The sequence below is a fragment of the Pseudoalteromonas sp. genome, from assembly GCF_041629635.1.
Taxonomy (GTDB): domain Bacteria; phylum Pseudomonadota; class Gammaproteobacteria; order Enterobacterales; family Alteromonadaceae; genus Pseudoalteromonas.
On record NZ_JBFKMX010000087.1, the window covers coordinates 1 to 15,347 of the forward strand.

A 15,347-nucleotide genomic window follows, 5' to 3' on the forward strand; every position below is an offset into this window, starting at 1 on the left:
AAGCTAAGCCAGCTTCGAATGGAGCGTGCTGAGTTAAAAAAATAAAGCCACAAAACGTGGCTTATTTATTTTTATATAAACTCAGCAAAATTTAAATAAATGCAGGCTTTATTCTAGCTAGCAGTTTAAGTGATGCCTCATCAAGTTCGCCATGACTTAGCCACGCATTTAATAATGATTCATTATCATGCAAGCTACCGTTTACCTTTTCTTGTAATAAGGTTACTTGTTCAGTCAGACGAAGTGCGGTATCGGCTTCAGGCGACTCTAATTCGTTTAAAAGCTCTAAACGAATAGTTAATTGATGCCTTGAAAGATCACTCACTTCTTTTTGCTGCCATTCACTTGGTAAATCACCTTGCTCTAGCGCAGCAAATAAAGAAATTATTTTCTCTTGGGATTTTGCTTTTTCTAGTATTTCAAGATGGTTTTGATATTGCAAAATCAGTTCGTTGATATCTTTAGCTACATTTGTTTTATGTAACGAAACATCAAACAACTCTGCTTTTAATGATTTCAATTGTGTTATGGCAGTTTGCAGTGAAGTAAAATCATTATGAACAGCTGCATTGCTTATCTCTGTATAACGATTTTGAAATGCAACAAGCTGTGAGTCTTGCTGCTCACGCTCAGCTTTTTTCTGAGTGTCGCGTAATGAAAATGCTTTATCATTAATCTCACGAAACGCATTCCAAAGTTGATTCTCATGATTTTTACCCGCAAAACCAATTTCTTTCCAGCGCGTTTGAAGCGCTTTCAGTTGGTTAATCACATCATCAATATTGTCATTGTTTAAACAGGCTTCTGCATCTTTAACCAACTGGGTTTTTAATGATGCATTGTTACTGTGGCTTTCTTTAATAAATGCAAAGATCTGATTATCAATTGGTTTTAAACTCGCTAATAACTGCTTGTAGCGTTTGTTATCAACTTCACCCGCATCACGCCAGTCTTGCTTTAACTTCTTATATTGTTTTTCAATATCTTTCAGGTTGATATTTGGTAAAGCGCTTAATAGTGCTTGATACTCATTTATCAGCATCTGACGTTTTGCCACATTTTCTTCGCGCACCGCTTCAAGAGCAGCATAATGTTCACGACAAGGTGTAAACGCGACTTCTAATTGCAAATTAAATTGCTCATCCAGTGCTTTTTCTTCGTCGGTTGCAACATAACCAAGCTCGTTCCAACGCTTACGTGCAATTTTAATCCACGTGCTCAACTCTTCAATATTATCTGATTGTTCAGCAATTTTTTCATTTACCTCAGCTATAAGCTCATGACGTTTTGGTAAACTAATTTCTCTTTGCCATTCATTTACTTTAGTAAGCTCTTGCTCAACATATTGGTAGTCAGCTTCAAGGCGCTGCTGTGCTGATGTTGGCAGTTCACTAAACGAAGTTTGCACACCTTTGAAAATACCAAAACACACTTTGAAGCGTCCTGCTTCAATTAAACGTTTAATGTCTTTTAATTGTTTAGAAATACCCGCTTGTAATAACTTAACCTCATTAAATAAGGCTTTGTGTGCTGAGTACCAAACTTTGTCATGGCTGCGTAATTGATTTAGATAATTACGCGTTAATGGCTTTGGTAGCGACTTAATCATTTCATTACATGCATTAAGCCACTCGTCTTTTTCAGCGTTTGCAGCATCAAGCGTTTGCAGATCTGTTGCAATGGTAAGAGATTTTGCTTTATTTACGTGTGAAGCGATAGCTGGCAGTAAATCAATCACCGCTTTTACTTCTTCACACTGCCCTTCAATAGCCAATAACTGTTTTTGGAAATCCGCCGTAGGCAAGCTTAACTGCTTTAGACTCGCAAGCTCTGTCTGCATTTTCGCAATCACAGCATTAAGAGACGCCAGATTTTCAGGAGTTGGGTCACTTAATAAAGTATTCAGTGCGCCATCGGCTTCTTTATTCAATGCCAAAGCATTGTTTTTAGCGTTTTCAATTTGTGCTTTTTGGTTTTCTTGCGCTTTCAGTTCATCAAACTTTACTTTTAATGCTGCTAAATGCACCTCAACTTTTGCCAAAATGACTTGGTGCTTTTCTTCAACTTGCTCTTTGTCTGCAAGATATTCTAGCTCTAGATTTTGCCACTCTGTTGATAACACAGTTAACTCGTCAGCGCATTTGATGTAATCAAACTTATCTCTGAGTGCATTAAGTTTTGCCAAAACAAGCGTTACAGCCTGATTAACTTGTTGTGGTTTTAACGCTTCACGTTGTTGTTTTTCAGCCTCTTCTTTAAGCTGTTTTGCCAGTGCAGGTTTTGCATGTTTAACAATCGCTTTATCTAGCTGTACGCTTTGCATAAGCGGCACTAAAAGAGGTTGCTGTGATTCAGTGGCTGAAATAAAAAAATCTGAAATAAGCGCTTTATTACCAATACGTTTTAACAATGCTACTTTTTTATCAAAGTCGGTTATTAACGGCAATAACGATTCTAGCTGCTGCGGTTTGTCACAACGTTTAATAAGAATGTTTAACTCATCCTCATTGGGTTTATGCTGCGCTAGCTGATTAAATATCTCTTTTTCTGCGCTATTTTGCAGTGACTGGCTCGTTGTTTGTTTGTATGTTTTCCACCACAGCGAAATATCATTGATGCGCTTTAATGCTGCAATGCGTACTTTTTCATTGTCATCAGATTGCGCGAGCTGATTCAAAATCGCATTTTCTTTTGATTTATTCAAATCAAGTTTACTGACCGCAACTAAACGTTCGGCTACTTTCTTACTTTTCCATTTCGGCGTGAATAAACTACTAAATATCATCTTGCGCGAACCTTGCGATCTCATTTTGTGGACTAAATTCTTTCTTTAATTGTGCTTTTGATTTTTGAACCATTTGACCATCTTCGCCGATAGTAAATTGCTCGTTGCTTTTGGCAACCTTAGCTTGGTAAAGCATCACTAACTGTACTGTTTGTTCTTTTTGTGCGTCGCTTAAAGGCGTACCGTCAGGCCATTTACCTGTCGATGCGCCATATTCTAAGCGTGCAAATACTTCAGGAGTAAGGGAGTTAACTAATTGTTCGATATTCATGTTACGACTTTTTCAATAAAATTATCCGAATGCGGTTAATGATGTACCAGATAAAACCTGCGGCAATGGCACCGTAAGTTGTCATTTGTTCTAGGCTCTCAGGCCCGGGCTCACGGGAGTAAAGGTATAAAAAACCACCAAGGAAAATAATCAGTGCAACAAAAGAATGGTTTAGCAACCCTTGTTTACGTTTGATATATCGACGATAAGCAAGCTTTTCTCTTTCATGCTCATCGAGTCCTGCAACTGAAGTGTCACAATGTGGACATACTTTGTGTTTATCAGAGATTGGTTTACTACACGCTGGACAACTTATCCTCGCCATTTACTGCTCCCTAAAGCTAACTAAAAAAGGCGCCTTTCGGCGCCTTCTAGTTTACTCTTTTTCTTGGCTGTTGTCTTTTTTAAACTTCACCCAATAATCATCAACTTCTTGCTTCATTTCTTTACGAAGCAACATAATGCCGAATAAGTTAGGTAAGGTCATTACAACAATTGCCACTGCTGCAAGTTTCCAAACGAGCGTTGTATCTGCAAACGATGCCCAGAAGAACGCCGCAACATAAAATACACGATACGGCATAACTGAGCGCGAACCTAGTAGGTAAGTCATTGCACGGTCACCGTAATATGACCAAGCAATCGCTGTAGAGAACGCAAATAGTAATAGGCCAATCGATACAATGTATTGACCATTTTCACCAAAGTAACCACGTTGAAACGCGAGTGTTGTTAGTTCAGCAGAGTGAACAAGTGACTTACCGCGAACAACAATGCTTTTATCAACGACGTTTCCTTTTTCAATCACTACTGTACCAGTATGAAGATGGTCGCCATCTAAAAGAAAACGAATTTCTTCACCAACTGAACGATTATGAATTACCGTAAAGTTTTGATTTACCGCTTTACCTTCAATTACATTCAATTTACCGCTAAATGGTTTAATACTAGATTGTTGCTCATTCAGGTAGGCATATAACTCATTACGCTGCGCTTCAACACGCTCGTGGTAGTTACCATCAATGAATTCCATACTGGTGCGCTCAAAGCGTGTATCAAACTTTTCAGTCCAGGCACCTGATGACAAAATCACTAAACCTGTAAGTGTACAAATAATGATTGTATCAATGAACGGCTCAAGAATTGACACCATACCTTCTGAAACCGGTTCGTCAGCTTTAGCAGATGCGTGTGCAATTGGTGCAGAACCTTGACCAGCTTCGTTTGAGAATAAACCACGGTTTACACCACGATTAAATGCGTAAGCAAATGATGCACCAATAAAGCCACCTGCTGCTGCAGAGCCCGTAAACGCATTAGTAAATACAGACGCAAATGCAGGGCCAATATTTTCAATGTTATAGAAGATAACGCCAAACGCACCAATAATGTAAACAGCCGCCATAAATGGTACTACACGTGACGTGATTGCGGCGATACGCTTAATGCCACCTAAAATAACAAGTGCAAGTAAAATTGCTAAAACACCACCTGTTAGCATTGGCTCAAGGCCGAAACTCGCTTCCATACCCTGTGCAATGTTGTTGATTTGTGGCAGTGAACCTGTACCGAACGAACTAATTACTGTCGCAATAGCAAATAATACAGCAAGCCACTTCATATTAAGACGACGATCCATGTAGTACATTGGACCACCGGCCATGGTGCCATCTTCAGTTTTAACACGGTATTTGTGAGAAAGAGTTACTTCTACAAACTTGGTTGTCATACCAAAGAACGCGGTCATCCACATCCAGAAAAGCGCAGCAGGACCACCTATTGAAATCGCAAGAGCTACACCACCGATGTTACCTGTACCGACAGTACCTGAAAGTGCTGTTGCAAGCGCTTGAAAGTGCGTTGTATCACCTTCATGTTCTTTTTTATCGTATTTACCACTTACTATTTTCCAGGCATGTTTGAAGTACAGTACCTGAGGAAATTTTAAATAAATGGTGAAAAATAGACCTACACCAAGCAGTACGTATGGGAACCAAAAGGCACTCCCTAACATACCATCTAGCATATCTAAAAAATTGCCAAATGCTTCCACAACTTGTTCCTCTTATTATTACTTTGGGGAGCTGCGCTCCCCTATTTTTATTATCGTAATTTATCTACCACACTCACAATTGCAGCAAGCGTGTCTTGTCCAAATGAATACGAACGGCGATCTGACCAACCATAATCAACATCTGGTAAGCCGTTATTATCTTTAAATGGCATTTCAATTGTGTAAGATAAACAATTGAATTCCTGGCCTACCCAGCTAGAACCAACCGTTAAGTTTGCTTGTCCCGGTTCATCTTTCGGGTAGCCGAATTCATCTTGGAACTCAGGTGTCGTTACAAACATTGCCGCTTTAAAGCTGTCTTCTAGATCTTTTAAACGTGCATCGTAACGAGGAATACCTTCACTACCAGCAAAAAAGTTATACGGAATTGCTTCATCACCATGCACATCTAGGCACATATCAACGCCTGTTGCGAACATTTTCTCACGCACGTAATAAACTTCAGGGCTTTTCTCAATTGATGGCGTTTGCCATTCGCGATTAAGGTTTACACCTGCCGCATTGGTACGCAAGTGACCACGAACACTGCCGTCTGGGTTCATGTTTGGCACAATATAGAAAACGGCTTTATTTAATAATGCAGCGGCATGTGCATCTTCATCATCTAATAGCTTGTGAAGTACACCTTCAATAAACCATTCGGCCATTGTTTCACCTGGATGCTGGCGAGCAATCATCCAAATTACTTTTTTGTCATCAGCAGGTTCGCCAATTTGTAATACACTAATATCACGGCCATCAATTGTTTCACCAAGCGTTTCAATTGTGCAGCTTTCATGTGTTTGCGCCCAAGAAAGTAAATCTTGGTGGCGCTCATAACTATAAGGTGCGAAATAAGCAAAATACACTTGCTCACACTCTGGCGTGAATTCAATAATCAATTGATTATTTTCAAATCGTGTAGGTACACGGAACCATGTTTGGCGGTCATAAGATGCCACAGCTTGGTAATCAACCCAACCTTCTGGGTACGCAGATTTATCTAAATCGACGATAGTTAGTCGATGTAATAAATCGATTTGTGATTCAAGCTTGAAGTGAAACCACTGGAAAAATTCAGATTGGTTATCGTTTTTAATTTTTAATTGAATATCTTCGCGATTTTCAAGGCTTAATACCTCGATATTACCGCTATCAAATTGACTTGTAATTCTCATTAACTGTGTTCCCTAACGCACAATAACTTTAAGCCTACCAAAATAACTGGTTGGCTGAAACAATATGCGAGTAAATGAATAAAAAAGCCGGCACATTGGCCGGCTTTTAATCAAAAAAATATTAGCGAGGTAAGCTTGGGTGCTTTACTTCAGCCATATCTTGCATACAGCGAACAACCTGACAGCTGTAACCGAATTCGTTATCGTACCAAACATAAAGTACAACACGGTCACCATCTACGATTGTTGCTTGCGAATCAACAACACCTGCATAACGACTACCAACTAAATCAGTTGATACGATTTCAGTAGATGCTGTGTAATCGATTTGGTCACGTAAATCTGAATAAAGCGCAGTTTCACGTAAGAACTCGTTTAACTCTTCAACAGTTGTTGCTGTTTCAAGGTTAAGGTTAAGAATCGCCATCGACACATTTGGTGTAGGTACGCGAATTGCGTTACCTGTTAGCTTACCTTCAAGCTCTGGTAGTGCTTTAGATACCGCTTTAGCTGCACCCGTTGACGTAATAACCATATTAAGTGCCGCAGCACGACCACGGCGCTCAGCACTGTGGTAGTTATCGATTAAGTTCTGGTCATTAGTGTAAGAGTGAACAGTTTCAACGTGACCATTCTTAATGCCGAACTTATCATTTAATGCTTTAAGGGTTGGCGTAATTGCATTTGTTGTACAGCTAGCTGCAGAGATAATTGTATCTTCAGAAAGGATATCTTTGTTGTTTACACCGTAAACTACGTTTTTGATATTGCCTTTTGCAGGTGCTGTAAGAAGCACTTTAGAAGCACCTTTAGCCGCTAAATGCTGACCAAGGCCATCTTCATCTTTCCAAATACCTGTGTTATCAACAACAAGTGCATTTTCGATGCCGTATTGCGTGTAATCAACTTCGCTTGGCGAGTTAGCATAGATAACTTGAATGTAGCTACCGTTTGCTTTGATTGCATTACGCTCAGTATCAACAGTGATTGAACCATTGAAAGGACCATGAATTGAATCGCGGCGTAATAAGCTTGCACGCTTTTCAAGGTCACCTTTTTTACCGCCACGTACAACGATAGCACGTAAACGTAAATCTGTGTGAGGACCACTTTTCTCGATTAGAAGACGTGCTAATAAACGACCGATACGACCAAAACCGTAAAGTACTACGTCGCGCGGTTCAATTTTGTCTTCTTTATTGTGGATTTCAGCTAGTTCTGCTGCTAGGTATTCTTCGATTGAACGACCTTCACCCGCATTTTTATAGATATAAGCATAAGCTAGTTTACCTAAATCGATACGTGCTGATGTCAGTTCCATCTTGTCGATAGCTTCTAAAAACGGGAAGCTTTCACGCAGGCGTAATTTGCTGTCTTCGAATTGCGCAACAGTTTTATGCGCTTTGATAACATCAATTGTGCTTGCATTAATTAATGGACGACCGTAGATGGCGATTTCGATGCCACGGTTACGGTAAAGTTTACCAATAATTGGTTGCATGCTTTCAGCGAAGTCTTGGCGTTCCTGCCAGCTATTCAGATAATCTTGCTCGTGAGATGAGGTCATTTTGTCTACCTAAACGTAAAATTTTGAACGGATAGCCTAAAGCGTTAATTGTGAGAAGTGCCTTAGACGCGTGCATTCTAATTTAAATGTATTAATTTTTCCACCATTTCAGCATGAGACTTTCGCCCTGTCCCAATTATGTCTTTGCGCTAAAACAAATTTATTTATTTTATAACCTAACAACTATTACATTTAATAGAATGATTCGCTAAGCTTAATCAATCTAATGGATAATATTTTTTTTATTGTGTTAAAAAATCTTACAGCTCTATGCTTACTTACTTTTTTAATTGGTTGCGATAACGCCAAAAGTATTCGTGAAATTTGTGATGAAAATGATCAGTTTTGCGCTGATCTTAATACCGACAGTCACTGTAACACACAGCGCGCAGAGGTAATTTTAGGCCGTTACGCAGAATCAAAAACACCTGACGATACAACTAAGTATAAATTACTAACAGCATTTCATGAATACGCAAAATGTGTAGAGCTCGCAGCGAGTATCGAACACATAAAGTTGAAAGAGAAGACCACTTCGCGTGTTAAAGGCCATTTAACAGCGCTTAAAGAAATAAACCGATTATCTAAAGAAACACGTAATTCACAACATCCCCACTTACTGTTTTACCACTGGTCAAGAAAGGGCGATGAGAATGCGATTCAATTACTTATCGCAATGGATGAGAAGCGTGAGTTAGAAACATCTGAGTTTCAATATAAACTTGCAACCTACTACATTAAATTTAACAGTGACTTAGCTATTGATAAACTCTACCGTGCGCTCGAACTCAATCCGGCAGGTCATAGTGTTAAACCTGAGATTTATACCTCACTCACTAATATTTTTTATCAAATGAATGAATATAAACTGTCTTATATTTGGGCTTTGATTGCACAAGAAGCTGGTGTAGAAAACATTGATTTAGCGCCCCTAGAATACGAGCTTACTAATCAAGGTAAATCATTAAGTGAGCTTGCCAGCCTTGCTAGCAATACAATGAGTAGTATTGAGGATGGTAAGTTTACTTCACCGAGATAGTTTTTACAGGGTTAAATTAAAAACCAAATAAAAAAGCCTGCTTGAGCAGGCTTTTTCGAATTGGCTATACACGTAAGGTTAGTCTTTGCTTGTGCCGACTTCTACGCGAGTTTTCAGTTTTTGACCTGGGCGGAAAGTTACAACTCTGCGCGCAGAAATTGGAATATCTTCACCCGTTTTAGGATTGCGTCCAGGACGCTGTTTTTTATCTCTAAGATCAAAATTACCAAAGCCAGAAAGCTTAATTTGCTCACCACTCTCAAGTGCTGCACGAATTTCTTCAAAAAAGCTTTCAACTAAGTCTTTAGCGTCTTTTTTGTTAATACCCAGTTTGACAAACAGGTGTTCAGCTATGTCGGCTTTTGTAAGCGCCATATCTAGTCCCTCAACGATGCGTTAAATTGTTCAGCCAATTCGGCCACCACTAAGTCTACAATTGAGTTAATGTCTTTCTCTTCAAGGGTTCGCTCTGCATTTTGTAATGTTAATGCAATCGCTAAGCTCTTGTGATCAGCCTCAACTCCTTTGCCCTTATACACGTCGAATAAGTTTAGGTCAACTAGTTGATTTCCGCCAACTTTTTTTATTGACTCTAAAATATCACCAGCATTAACCGAATCTTTAACAACAATCGCAATATCACGTCGGTTTGATGGGAACTTAGAAACTTCAACCGCTTCAGGTAATATGCGGCTTTCTATACCTAACAGCTCGATTTCAAAGGCAAAAACTTGATTGTTAATATTTAGTTTAGACTGTATTTCTGGGTGAATACAGCCTAAGTAACCAATTTTTTTACCATTTCTTAAAATTGATGCTGATTGGCCTGGATGTAAGCCCTCATTTTGCTCTGCAACAAATGAAATATTTGTCATATCACAGGTTAAACTGAGTAATGCTTCAACATCTCCTTTGATATCAAAGAAGTCAACAGTCTGTGATTGAACACCCCAATGTTCGTTATGTGTATTACCGTAAATCACACCGCCGATAATTTGCGTTTGCTCAACACCATTTTCTGCAGCATCATTTTTAACAAATTTTAAGCCTGATTCAAACAAACGAATGCGCGACTGCTGACGGTTTTGGTTATATACCAGTGACGATAATAAACCAGGTAATAAACTTACACGCATTGCCGACATTTCAATTGAAATTGGGTGTGGTAATACCAACGCATCTGCACTTGGGTGTAATAAGTTTTGTACTTTAGGATCAACAAAACTATAGGTAATCGCCTCTTGGTAACCGCGACTCACTAATTCATTGCGGAAACGCTTTAAAGGTAAAATTGCTTCTTGATGTTGAGTCATAGCAAGTTTTGCTGTAGGCGCAACATTTGGAATATTGTTGTAACCAAATACACGCGCCACTTCTTCAATTAAATCTTCTTCAATTGAAATATCAAAACGATAACTAGGTACATCTGCTTGCCAAATATCATTGTCGAAACTAACGGTAAGACCAAGACGCGTAAGAATATTTGTAACTGTGGTATCATCAATGTGATAACCAATTACACGGTCTAAACGGGCACGGCGTAATGACACTGATTTAGCTTTTGGTAAATGCGATTCAGATACAGCTTCAACAACCGGTCCTGCTTCACCACCCACAATATCAAGTAGCAATTGCGTTGCACGCTCCATAGCGTCATGCTGAAGTTTATAATCAACACCGCGCTCATAACGATGCGATGCATCCGTATGTAAGCCATAGCTACGCGCTTGGCCAGCAATTGCTAAAGGGCTAAAGAATGCACTTTCTAATAAAATATCCTGTGTTGTTTCAGTAACACCTGATTTTTCACCACCAAAGATACCAGCCATCGCAAGCGCTTTTTGGTGATCAGCAATTAATAATGTGCTTTCTTTTAACTTTGCTGTATTGCCATCAAGTAAAACAAGTTCTTCACCAGGATTTGCGTTTCGAACTTTAATGCCACCTTCAATTGCATTTAAATCAAATGCATGCATTGGGTGACCAAGCTCAAGTAACACATAGTTAGTCACATCAACCACAGGGTCAATTGAACGAATACCACTGCGACGAAGTTTTTCAACCATCCAAAGTGGTGATTCAGCATTTAAGTTAATACCTTTGATTACACGGCCTAAGTAACGTGGACATGACTCAGGATTTACCAATTCGATGTCAATTTTGTCATCGATGGTTGGTGTAACTGGTGTAATTTCAACATTGGTAACATCAAGGTTATTCAGAACACCAACTTCACGCGCAAGGCCTTTAATGCCAAGGCAGTCACTGCGGTTTGCCGTTAAATCAACATCAATGGTGACATCATCTAAACGAAAGTATTCACGAATGTCAGTGCCAATTACTGCATCTTCAGGTAATTCTAAAATACCATCAGAGCTATCAGCCATGCCTAACTCTTCAAATGCACATAACATGCCGTGAGAAGGTTGACCGCGTAATTTTGCTTTCTTAATTTTAAAATCGCCCGGTAATACCGCGCCAACTTTAGCAACCGCTACTTTTAAACCTTGGCGACAGTTTGCAGCACCACATACGATATCGAGTAGTTCGTCTTCGCCAACATCAACTTTTGTTACACGTAATTTGTCTGCATCTGGGTGTTGGCCACATTCAACCACTTGACCAATCACTACGCCTGAAAAATTACCAGCAACAGCATCTAAACCATCAACTTCAAGGCCTGCCATCGACAGTTGCTCAGAAAGTGCGTCAGTATCAATTGCAGGGTTAACCCATTCTCTTAGCCACTTTTCACTAAATTTCATTGTTACTTCACTCTTACTTGAATTGGTTTAGGAATTTTAAATCGTTTTCGAAAAATGCACGTAAGTCATTTACGCCATAACGCAACATAGTTAGACGCTCAACACCCATACCAAATGCAAAACCTGTGTATTCTTCTGGGTCAATGCCAACTGAGCGAAGTACATTTGGGTGAACCATGCCACAACCTAATACTTCTAACCATTTACCGTTTTTACCTTTAACGTCAACTTCTGCTGAAGGCTCAGTAAACGGAAAGTAAGAAGGACGGAAACGAATTTCCATATCTTCTTCAAAGAAGTTGCGCAGGAAATCGTGTAAAATACCTTTTAATTCAGTAAAGCTTACGTTTTTATCAACCATAAGACCTTCCACCTGATGGAACATCGGTGTATGCGTTTGGTCGTAATCGTTACGGTATACACGACCAGGTGAAATAATACGAAGCGGTGGCTGCTCAGCTTCCATAGTACGAATTTGAACGCCACTCGTTTGCGTACGCAGAACTAATTTTGGGTTGAAGTAAAACGTATCGTGATCAGCACGTGCTGGGTGATGCTCTGGAATGTTTAACGCATCAAAATTGTGGAAATCATCTTCCACTTCAGGACCTGATTTTACTGCAAAACCTAGCTCACCAAAAAAGCTCTCAATTCGTTCGATAGTACGTGTTACAGGATGTAAACCAGCGGTCGGTTGAGTACGCCCTGGTAATGTTACATCAATGGTTTCTTTTGCTAGTTTTTCTGCTAATGCTTTTTCTTGCAGCGCTTCACGCTTCGCATTAATTTTTTCTTGAACTTCCTGCTTCGCTTGGTTGATTACCTGGCCTGCAGTTTTACGTTCTTCAGGGTCCATTTTACCTAAGCTTTTTAATAAGCTGGTAATCTCACCTTTTTTACCTAGGTAGTTTACGCGCACATCTTCTAAGTGAGCGATTTCACTGGCTTTCTCAACAGCTTCAAGGGCTTCAGCCAAGATTGCTTCTAAATTCATAAGGGCTTTTCACTCGTTTTTGCCAACTACTCAATTTTCAAAATTGTTAGTTAGATTTCTCGTAACGTTTAACTATCGATTAACGTGACATTTTTTAATAAAAATTAGCCCATTATGATACCCGAAAAGCAACACTTTTTACTAGAGCATGACAGTGCAAAAAAGCACGTTATCACACATTTTTTAGCTCAAAATCAGCACAAAACAAGAATTATCGATTCGGAAAACAAAAAGCACCCTTTGGGTGCTTTGTAATGATTATAAATTGAGGATAGTTTTGATAAATGGGATCGTTAATTTGCGCTGCTCGACGATAGAGGCGTGATCGAGTTTATCGAGAATATCAAGCAGTGCCCGCATATCACGACTAACTCGCGACAACAAAAAGCGTGTCGCTTCTTCAGTAAGTGTTAATCCCCGCATTTTAGCGCGTTTAACTAAAGCTTCGGCTTTATCATCATCACTCATAGAGCGAATTTGAAACGTAGTACCCCAATTAAGGCGAGATTCTAAATCTGGTAAATTTATATTGAGCATATTTGGCAGTAAGTCCCCTGCCACCACTAACATTTTGCCATCGCTATTAAAACGATTGAAAAAGTTAAAGAGTGCTTTTTCCCAAAGAGGGTCGCCCGCAATTTGTTGAATATCATCAATACAAATCACATCAAGTTTTTCTAAGTCGTCTAATACATGGGGATCAAGCCAAGCTAAATCTTTACACGAAAGTAAGAAACACGATAAGCCAAGTTCTTGCGCGCGGATACACGTGGCATACAGTAAATGTGATTTACCTGAGTCTGAAAAGCCGCATAAATACACATAATTAAATGCTGCGCCTTCTAACTTAGTCAAACCGACTTCAAGCTGCTTTACTACATGCGAATTTTCACCACCAAAAAAACTCATAAACGTTTCATCGTCAGGCAGTGTGACGGGTAACGCCATTTGTTGGTATTCACTCATTAGTGATTTAGCCACTTATATTCAAGTTGCTGAGTATCCTTTTGACTGAATGGATCAAAAATCACTTCAAACTGCGAGTCCAATTGCAATGCTTTTTTCAAACTATCAACATGGGTATTTAGGTAAAGCTTTAAATCAACACGTTCACCTTTACGAAATTGAATATCAAGCTCACTCACTTGGGTCAGTGATCGAAGCCTTGTTTTTAATGCTTCTAATTGTTTAAAGCCACGAACACCATAAAAAGAAATCTGCACCGTATTTGATGTGTCTGTTTGCCTCAAGATAGCGTACTGTTTTGCTATCTGCTCTGAAATACTACCTACAAGTTCTCCTACAATCGTGAGTTTATCACCAGATAATTGCTCTATCTGATAACTTACTTGGTTAGTAAATTGCCAATCCAATAACCACACATTATCACGCTGGTAAAGCCTTGCTGAAACAATGACTTCAGGCTCATAACGACTTGAAGCAGCTAAGATTTGCTGAGGAAAGTTTGCCCACACATCAGTCACACTTAAGTTCATGCGATCTTCTAAATCAAGCAATGGCATTACTATTGGTAAACCCGCGTTATTACTGTTTGTTTCGAGTAAGTGGTAAATTTGCGGATAATCTTCTTTTGTTACCAAACTACGCTGAACATTTTCTTCAATGGCTAACCAAATAAGTGTAAGAGGTCTACGATTACCCCAAATTGGGATCGCCATTTCATTCAGAACACTATCGATTAGCTGCGGTTGATAACGAATTTTTAAATACGTTTGATACTGAGACTCTTCATATTCGTACTTAAGCACAAAACGTGAAAGACTCTGAAAAGCTTGTTTGATAGCTGGGTGAGAACTATCTATCGATTGGCCTGATACCTTTTCAAGTACGCCAATAAAACCAACGCGATTTGCGCGTCGTTGTTCGCTCTGAGTTTTATTATCGACAACCGCTTTATATTGATAAAGATCAGTCACTTCAACAGCTAATAAAGAAAAGCTAAGTAAACTAAATAAGGTAAAAATCAGTGCGTTTTTCAATGTGTTAAACTTGTATTCCATGATGTGCCTGATCCTAAAACATCGGACAATGCAAAGCAAAAAAAAATTATGAAAAAGCGTTTAAAATAGGTACTTATGATATTAACGTGGAGTTTTATCAGAAATTGGTGCCCGGGGACGGACTTGAACCGTCACGCTGTTACCAGCGAGGGATTTTAAATCCCTTGTGTCTACCGATTCCACCACCCGGGCATCGGGCTGCTTGCGCATGTGGATTTATAATGGAGGCGGAACCCGGAGTCGAACCGAGGTAGACGGATTTGCAATCCGCTGCATGGCCACTCTGCCATTCCGCCAACTTCATAAAGAAGTTGGAGCGAGTAACGAGGTTCGAACTCGTGACCTCAACCTTGGCAAGGTTGCGCTCTACCAGCTGAGCTATACTCGCATCCTAAAACGTTTTAATGAGTCGTTCACTCATAATTAGTGGTGCCCGGGGACGGACTGGAACCGTCACGCTGTTACCAGCGAGGGATTTTAAATCCCTTGTGTCTACCAATTCCACCACCCGGGCGACACTAAATTCATTGAAATCTGGAGGCGGGTCCCGGAGTCGAACCGAGGTCCACGGATTTGCAATCCGCTGCATGGCCACTCTGCCATTCCGCCAACTTCAAAAGAAGTTGGAGCGAGTAACGAGGTTCGAACTCGTGACCTCAACCTTGGCAAGGTTG

At 39.8% G+C, this 15,347-nt stretch carries 12 protein-coding genes and 5 tRNA genes; 1 reads left to right on the top strand and 16 read right to left on the bottom strand.

Translation table 11 applies throughout. From position 1 onward, the window contains the following. Positions 1 to 91 precede the first annotated feature (91 nt). The 6 genes from ABYD77_RS12615 to ABYD77_RS12640 form a co-directional block, all read right to left on the bottom strand. Positions 92 to 2,785 carry a DUF349 domain-containing protein gene (locus tag ABYD77_RS12615; RefSeq protein ID WP_372770397.1) on the bottom strand — a complete coding sequence of 898 codons (2,694 nt, stop codon included), beginning with the start codon at positions 2,783 to 2,785 and terminating at the stop codon, positions 92 to 94. Next, positions 2,775 to 3,056, bottom strand: a complete 282-nt coding sequence (locus tag ABYD77_RS12620) for a YeaC family protein (protein ID WP_372770399.1) — start codon at positions 3,054 to 3,056, stop codon at positions 2,775 to 2,777. Before ABYD77_RS12620 ends, ABYD77_RS12615 begins: the two co-directional genes overlap by 11 nt. A gap of 1 nt (position 3,057) precedes the next feature. Next, entirely contained in the window at positions 3,058 to 3,381 is a 324-nt protein-coding gene (locus tag ABYD77_RS12625; RefSeq protein ID WP_372770401.1) for a hypothetical protein, read from the bottom strand. A 51-nt stretch (positions 3,382 to 3,432) separates the two neighbouring features. Continuing rightward, a complete protein-coding gene (locus tag ABYD77_RS12630) occupies positions 3,433 to 5,109 on the bottom strand; it encodes an alanine/glycine:cation symporter family protein (protein WP_372770403.1) in 1,677 nt (558 codons plus the stop codon). Positions 5,110 to 5,159: 50 nt separating this feature from the next. After that, positions 5,160 to 6,287, bottom strand: a complete 1,128-nt coding sequence (locus ABYD77_RS12635) for a M14-type cytosolic carboxypeptidase (protein ID WP_372770405.1) — start codon at positions 6,285 to 6,287, stop codon at positions 5,160 to 5,162. A gap of 121 nt (positions 6,288 to 6,408) precedes the next feature. Beyond that, a complete protein-coding gene (locus ABYD77_RS12640) occupies positions 6,409 to 7,854 on the bottom strand; it encodes a glyceraldehyde-3-phosphate dehydrogenase (RefSeq protein ID WP_372770407.1) in 1,446 nt (481 codons plus the stop codon). A 226-nt stretch (positions 7,855 to 8,080) separates the two neighbouring features. On the opposite strand from ABYD77_RS12640, the gene ABYD77_RS12645 reads away from it, so the two are divergent. Continuing rightward, entirely contained in the window at positions 8,081 to 8,893 is an 813-nt protein-coding gene (locus ABYD77_RS12645; RefSeq protein ID WP_372770409.1) for a DUF2989 domain-containing protein, read from the top strand. Positions 8,894 to 8,971: 78 nt separating this feature from the next. On the opposite strand, the gene ihfA is transcribed toward ABYD77_RS12645, so the two are convergent. The 10 genes from ihfA to ABYD77_RS12695 form a co-directional block, all read right to left on the bottom strand. After that, on the bottom strand, positions 8,972 to 9,268 hold the full coding sequence (gene ihfA, locus ABYD77_RS12650) for an integration host factor subunit alpha (RefSeq protein ID WP_372770411.1): 297 nt from the start codon (positions 9,266 to 9,268) through the stop codon (positions 8,972 to 8,974). A 2-nt stretch (positions 9,269 to 9,270) separates the two neighbouring features. Continuing rightward, positions 9,271 to 11,658, bottom strand: coding sequence for a phenylalanine--tRNA ligase subunit beta (gene pheT / locus ABYD77_RS12655; protein WP_372770413.1), 2,388 nt, complete (start codon positions 11,656 to 11,658; stop codon positions 9,271 to 9,273). Positions 11,659 to 11,671: 13 nt separating this feature from the next. Then, a complete protein-coding gene (gene pheS / locus ABYD77_RS12660; RefSeq protein WP_372770415.1) occupies positions 11,672 to 12,652 on the bottom strand; it encodes a phenylalanine--tRNA ligase subunit alpha in 981 nt (326 codons plus the stop codon). Between the two features lie 258 nt (positions 12,653 to 12,910). Next, positions 12,911 to 13,618, bottom strand: a complete 708-nt coding sequence (gene hda / locus ABYD77_RS12665; RefSeq protein WP_372770419.1) for a DnaA inactivator Hda — start codon at positions 13,616 to 13,618, stop codon at positions 12,911 to 12,913. Then, on the bottom strand, positions 13,618 to 14,673 hold the full coding sequence (locus tag ABYD77_RS12670; protein ID WP_372770417.1) for a DUF2066 domain-containing protein: 1,056 nt from the start codon (positions 14,671 to 14,673) through the stop codon (positions 13,618 to 13,620). The genes hda and ABYD77_RS12670 overlap by 1 nt, the downstream gene beginning before the upstream one ends. Before the next feature lie 105 nt (positions 14,674 to 14,778). Beyond that, positions 14,779 to 14,865: transfer RNA gene (locus tag ABYD77_RS12675), tRNA-Leu, on the bottom strand. Positions 14,866 to 14,895: 30 nt separating this feature from the next. Continuing rightward, positions 14,896 to 14,969: transfer RNA gene (locus ABYD77_RS12680), tRNA-Cys, on the bottom strand. A 16-nt stretch (positions 14,970 to 14,985) separates the two neighbouring features. Further along, positions 14,986 to 15,061 (bottom strand) — tRNA-Gly (locus ABYD77_RS12685). 39 nt (positions 15,062 to 15,100) lie between these two features. Further along, positions 15,101 to 15,187: transfer RNA gene (locus ABYD77_RS12690), tRNA-Leu, on the bottom strand. A 21-nt stretch (positions 15,188 to 15,208) separates the two neighbouring features. Further along, positions 15,209 to 15,282: transfer RNA gene (locus ABYD77_RS12695), tRNA-Cys, on the bottom strand. Between the last annotated feature and the right edge of the window lie 65 nt (positions 15,283 to 15,347).